General features: G+C 38.1%; 14 protein-coding genes. 3 read left to right on the top strand and 11 right to left on the bottom strand.

Translation table 11 applies throughout. From position 1 onward, the window contains the following. Positions 1-26 precede the first annotated feature (26 nt). From mreD to yfmF, 9 genes are read right to left on the bottom strand one after another with little or no spacing between them, the layout of a single operon-like run. Positions 27-521, bottom strand: a complete 495-nt coding sequence (mreD, locus tag B7705_RS04690; RefSeq protein WP_084948204.1) for a rod shape-determining protein MreD — start codon at positions 519-521, stop codon at positions 27-29. Between the two features lie 2 nt (positions 522-523). Then, a complete protein-coding gene (gene mreC / locus B7705_RS04685) occupies positions 524-1,339 on the bottom strand; it encodes a rod shape-determining protein MreC (protein ID WP_084948202.1) in 816 nt (271 codons plus the stop codon). A gap of 59 nt (positions 1,340-1,398) precedes the next feature. Then, positions 1,399-2,193, bottom strand: coding sequence for an energy-coupling factor transporter transmembrane component T family protein (locus B7705_RS04680; protein WP_084948201.1), 795 nt, complete (start codon positions 2,191-2,193; stop codon positions 1,399-1,401). After that, positions 2,186-3,025: an energy-coupling factor transporter ATPase gene (locus B7705_RS04675; protein WP_084948199.1), complete on the bottom strand. Its 840-nt coding sequence runs from the start codon at positions 3,023-3,025 to the stop codon at positions 2,186-2,188. Before B7705_RS04675 ends, B7705_RS04680 begins: the two co-directional genes overlap by 8 nt. Beyond that, positions 3,010-3,837: an energy-coupling factor ABC transporter ATP-binding protein gene (locus B7705_RS04670; protein WP_084948198.1), complete on the bottom strand. Its 828-nt coding sequence runs from the start codon at positions 3,835-3,837 to the stop codon at positions 3,010-3,012. Before B7705_RS04670 ends, B7705_RS04675 begins: the two co-directional genes overlap by 16 nt. Further along, positions 3,834-4,379: a CDP-diacylglycerol--glycerol-3-phosphate 3-phosphatidyltransferase gene (gene pgsA, locus B7705_RS04665; RefSeq protein WP_084948196.1), complete on the bottom strand. Its 546-nt coding sequence runs from the start codon at positions 4,377-4,379 to the stop codon at positions 3,834-3,836. The genes B7705_RS04670 and pgsA overlap by 4 nt, the downstream gene beginning before the upstream one ends. Before the next feature lie 10 nt (positions 4,380-4,389). Continuing rightward, on the bottom strand, positions 4,390-5,214 hold the full coding sequence (gene rodZ / locus B7705_RS04660) for a cytoskeleton protein RodZ (RefSeq protein ID WP_162284873.1): 825 nt from the start codon (positions 5,212-5,214) through the stop codon (positions 4,390-4,392). A 35-nt stretch (positions 5,215-5,249) separates the two neighbouring features. Continuing rightward, a complete protein-coding gene (gene yfmH / locus B7705_RS04655) occupies positions 5,250-6,533 on the bottom strand; it encodes an EF-P 5-aminopentanol modification-associated protein YfmH (RefSeq protein WP_084948193.1) in 1,284 nt (427 codons plus the stop codon). Beyond that, positions 6,530-7,780 carry an EF-P 5-aminopentanol modification-associated protein YfmF gene (gene yfmF / locus B7705_RS04650; protein ID WP_084948191.1) on the bottom strand — a complete coding sequence of 417 codons (1,251 nt, stop codon included), beginning with the start codon at positions 7,778-7,780 and terminating at the stop codon, positions 6,530-6,532. Before yfmF ends, yfmH begins: the two co-directional genes overlap by 4 nt. A gap of 160 nt (positions 7,781-7,940) precedes the next feature. On the opposite strand from yfmF, the gene yaaA reads away from it, so the two are divergent. Both yaaA and recF read left to right on the top strand, forming a co-directional pair. Beyond that, on the top strand, positions 7,941-8,309 hold the full coding sequence (gene yaaA, locus B7705_RS04645) for a S4 domain-containing protein YaaA (RefSeq protein WP_084948189.1): 369 nt from the start codon (positions 7,941-7,943) through the stop codon (positions 8,307-8,309). A 2-nt stretch (positions 8,310-8,311) separates the two neighbouring features. Beyond that, on the top strand, positions 8,312-9,409 hold the full coding sequence (recF, locus tag B7705_RS04640) for a DNA replication/repair protein RecF (protein ID WP_084948187.1): 1,098 nt from the start codon (positions 8,312-8,314) through the stop codon (positions 9,407-9,409). Between the two features lie 52 nt (positions 9,410-9,461). Here the strand turns inward: recF and guaB are convergent, their stop codons facing one another. Further along, positions 9,462-10,940, bottom strand: a complete 1,479-nt coding sequence (gene guaB / locus B7705_RS04635) for an IMP dehydrogenase (RefSeq protein ID WP_084948186.1) — start codon at positions 10,938-10,940, stop codon at positions 9,462-9,464. Positions 10,941-11,102: 162 nt separating this feature from the next. After that, a complete protein-coding gene (gene trpS, locus B7705_RS04630; RefSeq protein ID WP_084948184.1) occupies positions 11,103-12,128 on the bottom strand; it encodes a tryptophan--tRNA ligase in 1,026 nt (341 codons plus the stop codon). Between the two features lie 195 nt (positions 12,129-12,323). Here trpS and B7705_RS04625 point away from each other — a divergent pair, with 195 nt between their 5' ends. Beyond that, entirely contained in the window at positions 12,324-13,946 is a 1,623-nt protein-coding gene (locus B7705_RS04625) for an ATP-binding cassette domain-containing protein (protein ID WP_084948182.1), read from the top strand. Positions 13,947-13,981 lie beyond the last annotated feature (35 nt).

The raw sequence follows: 13,981 nt of genomic DNA, 5'->3' as shown, positions 1-13,981 counted from the left end.
GCCTTTGTTACATTTATATTTCTTTCTTATAGATAAATTTTTTCAAAAATAAATTGAAAAATGACAATCCATAAGAAGTTCAGAATCATTGATGGGACAAGGCTATAGACGATGAATATCGGCATGGAATCTACAGTCAGTCCCACGGCAAGAGCCAAAAGATAGCTCCCCATATCAAACAGAAAACTGATCACAATAATGGTCAACATCCTTGTCCAACGATTTGTCAAAATCACGCTATTGAACTTGTGGAGCGAAGCACCTATCAAGATAAACAAAAGCGTGGCAATTCCAATCAAGTGGAAAAAATAGATATCGTAAACCAAACCCACTATAAAACAATAGGCTAGGTAGAGATATTCTGACACTTCGATTGTTTCAAATAAGAGAAATAAAAATAGAAAATGACTGGCTAAATGAAAGTGGGGGAAGAAGGATCCCACCAGTTGTCCAATATGAGCATCAATTAGAACAACAAAAGGGAGTAAAAAGAAAATACCAACTTGTTTTAACAGTCTCATTGCTAATTCCCCACTAACTCTACCACATGAAGATTTTTGGTGTCAGCACTTAACTTTACAGTTACTTCCTTTGTTAGATAATCACTGCTGTGTGTTGTGGCAACAACCTCTCCAACAGGAATATCCTTAACATTGAAGTTTCCGAGCCCTCCTGTAGTCACCTTATCTCCCGCGCTAATGTCGCTGTTACTATTTAATTGACTAATTTTAAGAAGTTCAGATTCCTTGTCATAACCAACGATAATTCCGTAAATTTCAGTAGAACCATGCAGGATTTTAACGGAAATTTTGTCGGAATTTTCAGTATTTGTCAATAAGTTGACCGTTGTTGAATGCTCCTCTACTTTTGAAACACTACCAATCAAGCCACCGTTTGCAATGGCCAACATGTTTTCAGAAACTCCTTTTGAACTTCCCGCATCAATTGTTAACTCTTGCTTCCAAGATACTGGAGCTCGCATAATCACATCTGCTGCTAGGGTTTTTGTAGCCTGTAATTTTGACCTCATATCCAGCAACTGACGTAGTTGTTCATTTTCAGTTTTTAAACTTTCTGATTGATTAGACTCCACTTCTAGTTGGTAGAGTTGTTTTTTTAGACTCTCGTTCTCATTATAAGTCTGCGTCAAATGTCCCAAATCTGATTTGAAAGAGTCAAACCACTGAAAGGGTTTTTGAACAATTCTATCTACTAAGGAAATCCCATCTCCTAGTTTCGTCACAATAGCACTTGAATAAGTTGTAACTAATAATACGGAAACTGCCAGAACTGTGACAAAAACGATGATTAGATATTTTGATTTTTTAAAACGGTTCATATTTCTACCTTTTTACTAAAGATCTACTACTGTGATTTTTTATCAATCTTACAAATCCACTAAGATTTTAAGAAAAATAAGAGACATCCCAGCACCAAAATCACAAGAATTGCTAGTGTATCCTTTTGACTCCATCTCAACTGTCTATACTGACTTCTACCCTTTCCTCCCTGATAACCACGTGCTTCCATGGCTATTGCCAATGAATCTGCACGCTTTAAGCTCGTAGCAAAAAGAGGAATTAAAATCGGAATCATAGCCTTTACTTTTTGAACGATGCTACCTTCGCCAAAGTCAACTCCACGAGCTTTCTGAGCATTCATAATTCTCGTCGTGTCATCCATCAAGGTTGGAACAAAACGTAAACTCATTGATAACATAAGACCAATTTCATGAACGGGAACTTTCACGCGTTTCAGCGGTGCTAAAAGAGCTTCAACTGCAGCTGCTAAACTCAAGGGCATTGTCGTTAATGTCAGCAAGGTTGAAAAGAAAATAATCAACACAAAACGACAGAAAATGATTCCTGCTTGTTGCAAAGCATAATCCGTTATTCTTATAAAAGAAAACTCAAATAGGACATTTCCATTTGAAATGAAAAAGAGTTGAAATAGAGTCGTAAAAGCAATCAAGAAAAACATGGATTTTAATCCCTGGACAAAAAACGAGAGGGAAACGCCCGACAAAGCGATAAATATACCTGTTGCTATAAACAAAATGAGATTGGTGAGAGGATTATTGGCCCAAAATACAATCAAAATCAGCAGAATCATGGCAAGCAATTTACTACGTGGATCCAAACGATGAATGATGGAATCCCCCGGTATATAACGCCCTAAAATCATACTATCCATTTAGCGACTCCTTAAACTCCTCTATCTTGATTGGCAGTTTTTTAAAAGCTACACCTCTATCTGCCAAACGCTTACAAAAGGCTGTGATTTTAGGCACACCTAACTGCACTTTTTCCATAGAGGCTACATCTTGGAAAACTTCGATCGGTTTACCACTTTTGACTAAACGCCCCTTTTCCATAACATAGACCTGATCAGCATATGTAGCTACGTCATCCATTAAATGCGTTACCAGAACGATTGTCATTCCAGAAAGGTGAAGTTTTTTAAACAGGGTCATCAATTCTTTTCTGCCCAGAGGATCTAGCCCTGCTGTTGGCTCATCCAAAACCAAGACAGTTGGCTCCATGGCTAGCATACCTGCTATAGCCACACGTCTCATTTGGCCACCCGAAAGTTCAAAAGGACTGCGCTCAAAAAGTGACTCATCAATGCCTACCAAGGCTAATTTTTCACGCGCAATCTTCTTGGACTCTTCCTCAGAAACTCCAAAATTTTGCGGTCCAAATGCAACATCTTTCAAAACAGTCTCTTCAAAAATCTGATTTTCAGCAAATTGAAACACTAGACCAACCTGCTTTCGAATCTGACGAATTTCTTTATTGGTTGATGTAGGGGTAATGACGGTATCAAAAACTCGAACAGAACCCTTACTTGGTACCAATAGGCCATTTAAAAGCTGTAAAATCGTTGATTTCCCACTACCTGTGTGCCCTACTAAAGCTGTATAGGAACCATCCTCAATCATCAAAGAAACATCAGTCAAGGCTGATGAAGATAGGGGGGTCCCCTCTTGATAGGTAAAGCTCACATTTTCTAGAGTAATTCCCATAGCTTGTCCTCTAGCTCTCCTTCTGTCAAATAGCTATCCGGCAACTGATATCCAGTTTCTCTCAAAGATTCTCTCAATTGATTAGTAAAAGGCTCATCTAACCCTATCTGGTCAAGGTCATCCCGAGAAAAAAGTTCTCTTGGGCTGCTGGTTGACTCCACTTGGCCTTTTTTCATGACCAAGACACGATCACTCATCGCAACTTCTTCCAAGTCATGTGTAATGGAGACGACTGTCATCTGGTGGTCTTTTCGAATCTCTTGAACTGTCTGAATCAGTTCTCTACGTCCCTCAGGATCCAACATACTTGTAGCCTCGTCCAAAATCAAAATAGCTGGCCTCAAGGCAACAACTCCTGCAATAGCCACCCGTTGTTTTTGTCCACCAGACAAACGAGCTGGTTCTCTCTTCTTAAAGTCCAGCATACCTACCAACTCCAAAGATTCAGCCACTCTCTTCTTCATTTCTTCACGAGGAAGTCCCTGATTTTCTAGGCCAAAGGCAACATCATCTTCAACAGTTGCCCCCACAAATTGGTTATCTGGATTTTGAAAAACCATGCCAATTTGACGACGCAAGTCCCAAACGTTCTCAGAAGACAGCAATTGCCCATCTATCCAGATTTCTCCAGACTCTGCTTCAAGCAAGCCATCAATCAAACGGATAGTTGTTGATTTTCCACTCCCATTATGACCTACGATTGAGAGCCACTCCCCACGTTTCACGTGAAACGTAACTCTATTAACATCATAATACTCTTGATCTTCTTTATATCGAAAAGACAGATCTTTTACTTCAATAATCGATTTCATTTCGAACCAAATGTCCCTTTAAATACATGAGCGCTACCCTTGAAATAATCATATCCAGAGTAGATAGTGAAAAACAAAGCTATATAAAGCAACAGTTGACCAATTAAATTCCAATGTAAGAGCAAAAAGATAATGGCAAACATCTGACTAAAGGTCTTGATTTTCCCTAGCATCGCTGCCGCCAGAACCGTTCCTCCCGTCTCAACGAGCAACAGACGGAGGCCTGTCACAGCGAGTTCACGACAGATGATAATAGCAACAACCCAAGCTGGAGCCATACCTAACTCAATCAACATGATAAAAGCTGACATAACCAGCAGCTTATCCGCCATTGGATCTGCAAACTTTCCAAAGTTGCTGACCACATTCCATTTGCGAGCAAGATAACCATCAAGATAATCCGTTATACTAGCAACTGCAAAGATGATTGCTGCCAGCAGGTGACTGCCTTGTGAATGGCCCAAAGTCAAAATAAGAATAAAGAGAGGTATAAAGAGAATTCTACCAATTGTTAATACATTAGGGATTTGTTCTTTTTTCATTGGTTCTTCCTTAGTCTGTAGTGAATGTAAGTGTTACAGTTCCAGTCTGAGTCGTCAACTTGGAAGTATCAACTGTTTGATTATCTACAGTCACAGTAACTCCCTTCACTACACCTAAGGTGATAGCAACGGGATTCTTAGTTGAAACTGTTGTTTTTTCATTTTTATTGTCTGCGGATAGTGTCACACCACCCTCTAGCTCGCTTCCTGAAACACTAACCCAGCTAGTTACATCCGAAACTGCCAGCTGAACCGTAGCTGTTTCCTTACTCGTTTTATAGCGAGCTTCAATGCGGTTTCCTTCGCCTGACACTGTAATAGTTGATTCCGTAGTAGAAGACGAGCTAGACGTCTGACTACTAGAAGATGAACTAGTTGAAGTTGTTGAACTAGTTGAGCTCACAATACTATAATTAGGCGAAGAAGGACGCGTTGGTTGAGTCTGGATATAATTCCAAACATAATAAGTCACAAAAATTAAAATCGACAAAGCAAATAGAACGAAATAAAACAAGGGGAGATAAGACGTTTTTTTCTTATTTGATCGTCTGCGACCAGACAAGTCTTCTTCATCAACATCAACCTCTTCATAGGTGATCATGCTGCCTGAATCATAGGCATCCAAAATGATTCGCTCGTCCAATTCAACCGCCCAGGCATATTTTCTCAAAAAAGAACGAGCGTAGAAGGTACTAGGGAGTTGATCAAAATCATCTGCCTCCATAGCTTCTAATAAATTCATCTGAATATCCGTTTTTGCCTGCAGTTCTTCTATACTCAATCCCTGGTTAATTCTGGCTAGACGCAGAACCTCACCAATTGTTTTTTTTCTCATACTTAGCATTCCTTCTTTCTAGGGTCACTCATCTTTTAGGTTGGAAAGATTGTAAAATCAACTAGATCGCCATCATCAATCAAGCGATGACCAGCTTTTAAAACATCTTCCAAAGTAATTTCTTGTAAAATTTTTGGCAAATCAAAAATGGTTTCTCCTCTGTCGACTGGCTCATACTGTGTCGCAATAAACTCCAAGGAGTTCATACTACTGAAAAATTCCCCAAACATCTCACTCTTGACAAGATCGAGATGTTCCTCTGTAAGATCTGAATCTTTCGTAAAGTTGCGAATAGCCTTACGAAATTGATGTGATAGAGAAACGGGTTCCTTCGTATCCATAGTCAACATCACAAAATGAAAACGACTAGTCACCTCAACTTCTAATGACAGTGAAGCATCTAACTTCCCCGCCTCATATAAGTTTTGAAAACGATTTGAAGTCCAACCAAACAGCATCGTAAACAACAATTTCAACAAAACACTATAACGGTAGCAATCTGCTTCTACCACCTCACCTATTCCCCTAATTCCAACAGCAAGCTTTGGAGAAGAAACCTCCATCCGGAGACTGTCTGTTTCTTTAACAGGCTGTAAAGCTAGCTTCTCCTTGTTTACTACCATGTCTTCCAAATTTCTAAATTTCTTTTGTGAAAAATACTTTCCAATCGCATCTACATCAAAATTCCCAACTAAAAACAAAGACATATTGACAGGTTTGTAAAAGACTGTAAAGTTATATTTCAAGTCATTTAGCTGAATGTTGTTAATTGATTTTTCACTTCCAACAATGTCTGCTGCCAGAGGAGTATTGGGATAAAGATTTGCTAATGTTGCAAAAAACAGACGCGAATCTGGATCATCTTGGTACATCTCACGTTCCTGTTGGATAATTTCCCTCTCTCTCTCAACTGACTCTTCTGTAAAATGAGCAACTGTTACCAATTCCTTAAGCAAATCCAAATTTTCTGATAAATGATCTATTGTTGAAAACAAATAACTCGTCTTTGTAAAACTTGTAAAAGCATTGCTATCAGCTCCCAAGCGTGTAAAAGACTCCATAATATCTTCAGCATTTTCTCTCTCAAATAGTTTATGTTCAAGAAAATGTGCAATTCCAGCTGGATAACACTGTAAACCTTTTTTAGATAGTGTAAAGCTTGTGTCTACTGATCCAAATCGAACTGTTACAACTCCGTAAACTTCATTAAATTGTTTCTTAGGAAGGAGAGACACTGTCAATCCATTTGATAGACGAGTCTGATAAACCGTCTCCTTTACGGCAGGATAGTATTTTTCTTCAAAGGTAACTGGTATCATTCTATTCCTTCCATAAAGTATATCGCTTGTAACCGAACACTATTTGCTGCTTTGCAGATAGCTTCTTTATCAACTTGATTTAATTTTTCAATCCAATTGTCAAAATCTGATGTAGATTTCCCTAACAAACTATTCAAGTAAACTCGCTCGATTAGTGAGCTCTGACTATCTTGCGCAAGCAATAAGGTTCTGCGAATCATCTCCTTGGTCTGTTCAATCTCCAAATCTGTAAAATTACCTTTCTTTAGTTCAAGTAATTGATGATTCATCAATTTTCTGGCTTGATTGCGCTTTTCCCGATCAATGCCAGCATACATCCTCAATTGACCACTAAATAAATCTAATTGACTGGAGATAGTGTAGGCTAGACCAGCATTTTCCCGAACATTCGTAAAAAGCTTAGAGTGAGCAAAACCACCTAACAGACCATTCATTACTACCATGGCCAAATGATGCTTGTCTCCATAGCTCGTAGAACAATGGTAAGCCAATTCCAAAACAGATTGGCCCACATTCTTACGAACCATTCCTTCCCGAAGGACATTTGAATATGGTTGTTTGTACTGAGGCTTGACATCGATTTGACGCCCAGTAAAGGAAAATGACCTCAACCACTCCTTCACTTCTACTTCATTAAAATCACCCAAGAAAAAGAAATCAATTCGATCATTTTTCAGAGCATCTTGAAAGCAAGTGTAGCTACTTTCCGGAGACTCATTTGAAATGCGATTTCGTAAATCGCTATATCTCAATTGAAGACGTTCATCATGAAAGAACAAGTTATCCAATTCCTTATGAGCAAAATAAAATGAATCATCCATATCTGTAGCTAAGCTGGCCAGTAATTGTTTTTTTTCAATTTCAAATAAGGCTGGCTCAAAGGCTCCATCTACAACTAAGGGGGCAAATAAAGTCTGTCTCACCAGTTCAAAAATTTGAGAAGTCAAGACATTTTTTTTACTCAAAAACTCGTCCCGCACATAGGTAAATGTTAGGTCAAGAATATGTGCCTGTCCCCTACGATAAGCACTCGTAGAAATATCTGTTCCATACAAACTTGCCAAATATCTGCGAAAAGCTTGAGATGTTGGGTAAGCTTTATTGGCAGTTTCCAACATACTTGCACTTAACATGCGTCCCGCTATTGTCTCAAGAGATAAGGGAGCAGTAAAACGAATAGTGATTTTATTTGTTTTAAACTTTTTGGATTGAATAAAATGTGCTGAAATTCCAGACACCAACTCCATACCTTACCTCCTTACATATAGAGTTCTATTATATCACGAAAATCAAAATTTTTCTTGTTCTCTTTATAGCTTTCAAAAGTAAAATCGTTTTCATTTTGAGTGACTTTCCTTCAGTTATTTCAGGGAAAATATGGTATAATACCTTAGATTGAGGTGAATTATGGAATACAAATTATTTGAAGAATTTATTACGCTCCAAGCTCTCCTAAAAGAGCTTGGAATTATACAAAGCGGCGGTGCTATCAAATCCTTTTTAATGGAGCATCAAGTTTACTTTAATGGTGAATTAGAAAGTAGACGTGGGAAAAAAATCCGTATTGGAGATACGATTGACATCCCTAATTTAAAAATTGACATCACCTTGACACAACCAAGTTTAAAAGAGCAAGAAGAATACCAAACAGATAAGATTGAAAAAGAGCGGATTGCTAAACTTGTCAAAGAGATGAATAAAGGTGTCAAGAAAGAAAAACAAAAAACTTCTTCATCACCTAAAGCCAAACAAGCTCCACGTTTTCCAGGAAGATAACTATGTGGCTTCAACATTTAACAATTAAGACCTTTCGAAATTACAAAGAGGCAAAAATTGATTTCAATCCAAAATTAAACGTCTTTTTAGGCCAAAATGCTCAAGGAAAAACCAATATTCTAGAAGCAATCTATTTCTTAGCCTTGACACGTAGTCATCGGACTCGTACAGATAAAAATCTCATTCATTTTGATGACGAGCAACTTCATCTTTCTGGCTTGCTACAGAAAAAAACAGGTTCTATACCTCTAGAAATTGATTTAACACCAAAAGGGCGTGTGACTAAAGTCAATCACTTAAAACAAGCTCGCCTATCAGACTATATCGGACATATGAATGTTGTTCTCTTCGCACCTGAAGATCTCCAGTTAATTAAAGGAGCGCCATCCGTTCGTCGAAAATTTATAGACATCGAACTGGGACAAATTAAACCAATTTACTTGTCAGACCTGTCAAACTACAACCATATACTCAAGCAGAGAAATACTTACCTAAAATCCAGTCAAAAGATTGACGAAACATTTCTGTCGGTCTTAGATGATCAGTTAGTAGAATACGGTTGTCGCGTCATAAAGCATCGAATAAAATTCATTAAAGATTTAGAGAAATTTGGTCAAAAAACACACTTAGAAATCTCAAATAAATTAGAAGAGTTGTCAATATCTTATCAATCATCTGTCAACTTTACTGGTGAAGATCAGTTGACAAATTCTTTTAAAATAGCTTTAGAAAAAAGTAGATCAAGAGATTTGTTTAAAAAGAATACTGGTGTCGGCCCTCATCGAGATGACATTGCTTTTTATATCAATGGAATGGACGCTAGTTTTGGGAGTCAAGGTCAACATCGCAGCCTTGTTCTTTCTATCAAATTGGCAGAAATTGAGCTAATGGAAAGTATTACCAATGAGTCTCCTATACTCTTACTTGACGATGTTATGAGCGAACTTGACAACACACGGCAACTAAAATTACTAGAAACCATTTCTCAATCTATCCAAACCTTTATCACAACAACAAGTTTAGACCACTTACAAAACTTGCCTGAAAATCTTAGTATTTTCAGGATCCAAAACGGTAAAATATCTGTAAATCAACATTGACAACTTTGTAAACAAAAAGAACTCCTGAAATTTAGGAGTTCTTTTTTACTACTTACATAGAATAGTTTGGTGCTTCATTAGTAATTTGTACATCATGAGGATGGCTTTCTTTCAAACCTGCACCAGACATTTCAATAAATTGGGCGTTGTCGTGCAATTCTTTAAGGTTAGCTGCACCACAGTAACCCATACCAGAGCGAATACCACCAATCATTTGGAAGACGATATCAGCTGCTGCACCTTTATAGGCAACACGACCTTCAATTCCTTCTGGAACGAGTTTGTTTGCTTCATTGACAGAACCTTGGAAGTAACGGTCGCTTGAACCTTTTTTCATAGCAGCAATTGATCCCATACCACGGTAAGTCTTGAACTTACGTCCTTGGAAGATTTCAGTTTCACCTGGAGCTTCATCAGTTCCAGCAAACATTGATCCAAGCATAACTGCATTTCCACCTGCAGCAAGGGCTTTTACAATATCTCCTGAGTACTTGATTCCACCATCAGCAATGATTGTTTTTCCATATTCACGCGCAACAGCTGCCGCATCATAGATTGCTGTTATTTGTGGTACACCGACACCTGCAATGACACGAGTTGTACAGATAGAACCTGGTCCGATACCGACTTTGACAACATCTACGCCTGCATCATAAAGAGCACGCGCACCCTCTGCAGTGGCAATATTACCCGCAATCAAAGTGCGGTCTGGGAAATGAGCACGAATTTCAGCAATTTTACGTAGAACACCAGCAGAGTGACCATGGGCAGTATCAATAACAATTGCGTCAGCTCCTGCTTCAAAAAGGGCTTCGGCACGTTCGAATGTATCTGAAGTGACACCCACCGCTCCAGCAACTAGAAGACGACCAAACTCATCTTTAGCAGCATTTGGAAACTCAATCACTTTTTCAATATCTTTGATAGTAATCAAACCAGAAAGACGACCTTCTTCATCAACCAAAGGAAGTTTTTCAATACGGTGTTCTTGAAGAATGCTTTCAGCTGTTGCAAGATCTGTACCAACAGGAGCAGTAACAAGATTTTCACTGGTCATATGGTTTGAGATTGGCTGATTGTAATCTGAAATAAAGCGAAGATCTCGATTTGTTAGAATACCAACCAGTTTACGATTTTCAAGTGTCTCCACAACTGGCACACCACTGATACGGTAACGTCCCATCAGCTCATCTGCTTCAGCAATCGTGTGTTCTGGAGTCAAGAAGAATGGATCAATAATAACACCATTTTCAGAACGTTTTACCTTACGAACTTCATCTGCCTGTTGCGCAATAGACATATTTTTATGGATTACTCCAAGACCACCTGCACGAGCAATGGCAATAGCCATTTGACTTTCTGTGACTGTATCCATGGCGGCTGTTATAATTGGGATATTTAAAGTCAGATTATCTGCCAATTTTGTTGTTAAATCTGCATCATTAGGCAACACATGACTTTCTGCTGGAATGAGCAATACATCATCAAAGGTAAAACCTTTTTTTAAAAATTTAGTATCCCAATTAGACATTGAAGTTTCCTCTTTTCTTTCTTTTTGAGCTTGACTCTTTTTGTATTGTATCTATCATACCATTCTATGAAAATTTGTCAATTATATTTATGGTAGAAGTCATAAAAAAACTATCCCTGTGATCCTATGGAAGAGATAGTTTTACGATTCATATTTTACCTATTATTTAAAATAATTTAGTCCCATTGCTCCCTTAACTTCAGATAGAGTTTGACCTGCAACCTCACGCGCTTTTTCACTCCCTTTTTGAAGCATATTGTACACTTCTCCCATATCCTTAGCAAATTCGATACGGCGCTCACGAATAGGACCAAGTTCGCGTTCTAATATTTCAAGTAGATAACGTTTCGTCTTTACATCACCAAGGCCACCACGTTGATAATGTTCTTTCATATCCGCAATTTTTTGAGCATCTTCTGGACGACCAAACACATCTAGATAATGGAAAACCATATTTCCTTCAATCTTACCTGGATCCTCAACCCGAATATGGTCTGGATCAGTATACATGCTCATGACCTTTTTACGCAACGTATCCGCATCATCTGCTAGATAAATACCATTATTAAGGGATTTAGACATTTTAGCATTTCCATCTAAACCTGGCAAACGCCCTGCTCTCTCATTTTCTGGATAAATACCTTCTGGTTCCACTAAGACATCACAGTTATATGCGTTGTTAAAAGAACGAACAATTTCACGAGTCTGTTCAATCATTGGTTTTTGGTCTGTTCCTACAGGAACATAATTGGCCTTGAAAGCTGTGATATCAGCTGCTTGCGCAATTGGATAAACCAAAAATCCTGTTGGAATACTTTCTCCAAACCCTTTTTGAGCAATCTCTGTTTTTACTGTCGGATTGCGTTCCAAACGAGCTAGTGACACCAAATTCATATAGTACATAGATAGTTCAGCCAACTCTGGAATTTGACTTTGAATAAAGATAGTTGATTTACTTGGATCCAATCCAACTGCTAAATAATCCAAGGCAACATTCCCGATCGATTCTACAATCGTTTGAGGATCTTTGGCGTGATCTGTCAATGCTTGTTGGTCCGCCAAAAAAACAAACATGTCATACTTATCTTCTTCCTGCAGCAATACTCTATTTTTAAGACTCCCAACATAATGTCCAATATGCAATTTTCCTGTTGGGCGATCTCCTGTTAAAATAATGGGTTTCGTCATTTTTTTCTCCTTCGAAATGGTCTCTTCAATTATAGCATTTTTTTGTTAAAATAACAGAAAATTTTTTAAATCAAACGACTAACTCATTGTAAATAAAACTGTAAACTTAATTGACACAAAATTGACAGATAAAAATTTGAATATTTCTCTCTTTTCTAGTAGAATAAATGTATTACATATTATAGGAGAAAAACATTGCTTACAGTATCTGATGTTTCACTACGTTTTAGTGATCGCAAACTTTTTGATGATGTCAACATCAAATTTACAGAAGGAAATACATACGGATTAATTGGTGCTAATGGTGCTGGGAAGTCTACATTCTTAAAAATTCTAGCTGGTGATATCGAACCTACAACTGGTCACATCTCTCTTGGTCCAGATGAACGTCTCTCTGTCCTCCGTCAAAATCATTTTGACTATGAAGATGAACGTGTCATTGATGTCGTTATCATGGGAAATGAAAAACTATATAGCATCATGAAAGAAAAAGATGCTATTTACATGAAGGAAGATTTTTCCGATGAAGATGGTGTTCGTGCAGCTGAACTTGAAGGTGAATTTGCCGAACTTGGAGGTTGGGAGGCAGAGAGCGAAGCATCTCAATTACTTCAAAATCTTAACATTCCAGAAGAATTGCACTATCAAAACATGAGCGAATTGGCCAATGGTGAAAAAGTGAAGGTTCTCCTTGCCAAAGCACTTTTTGGCAAACCAGATGTTCTTCTCTTGGACGAGCCAACCAACGGTCTGGATATTCAATCCATTACTTGGCTAGAAGACTTCTTGATTGACTTTGATAACACCGTTATCGTTGTATCCCATGACCGCCACTTCTTAAACAAAGTATGTACTCATATGGCCGACCTTGACTTTGGAAAAATCAAACTCTATGTCGGAAACTACGACTTCTGGAAGGAATCTTCTGAGCTTGCTGCTAAATTGCTAGCAGACCGTAATGCCAAGGCAGAAGAAAAAATTAAGCAATTGCAAGAATTCGTTGCTCGATTCTCTGCCAATGCTTCTAAGTCAAGACAGGCAACGTCTCGTAAAAAAATGCTTGACAAGATTGAATTAGAAGAGATTGTGCCATCTAGTCGTAAATACCCATTTATCAACTTTAAAGCAGAACGTGAGATTGGTAATGATCTCTTGACAGTAGAAAATCTAACTGTAAAGATTGATGGTGAAACTATCCTAGACAATATTAGTTTCATTTTGCGTCCAGGTGATAAAACAGCTCTTATCGGACAAAATGACATCCAAACGACTGCATTAATTCGTGCAATCATGGGTGACATTGACTATGAAGGAACTGTTAAGTGGGGAGTTACTACTAGTCGCTCTTACTTGCCAAAAGATAACTCTGCTGATTTTGCAGGTAGCGAGTCAATCCTTGACTGGTTGCGTCAATTTGCAAGTAAAGAAGAAGACGATAATACCTTCTTACGTGGTTTTCTTGGTCGTATGCTCTTTTCTGGAGATGAGGTTAACAAACCTGTAAACGTCTTGTCAGGGGGAGAAAAAGTACGTGTCATGCTTTCAAAACTTATGCTCTTGAAATCAAATGTCCTTGTACTTGATGATCCAACAAATCACTTGGATTTGGAATCTATTTCAAGCTTGAACGATGGATTGAAAAACTTTAAAGAATCAATCATCTTTGCCAGCCATGACCACGAGTTTATCCAAACTTTGGCAAACCATATTATTGTTTTGTCTAAGAATGGCGTCATTGATCGTATCGATGAAACCTATGACGAATTCCTAGAAAATGCAGAAGTACAAGCAAAAGTTAAAGAACTTTGGAAAGATTAAATAAGACTTCAAAACTCAGTTGGGGTAACCAACTG

The sequence above is a fragment of the Streptococcus oralis subsp. dentisani genome (genome assembly GCF_002096685.1).
Lineage (GTDB): Bacteria > Bacillota > Bacilli > Lactobacillales > Streptococcaceae > Streptococcus > Streptococcus oralis_AD.
The sequence above is the reverse complement of the archived record's forward strand: the minus strand, read 5'-3'. Positions and strand labels throughout refer to the sequence as shown.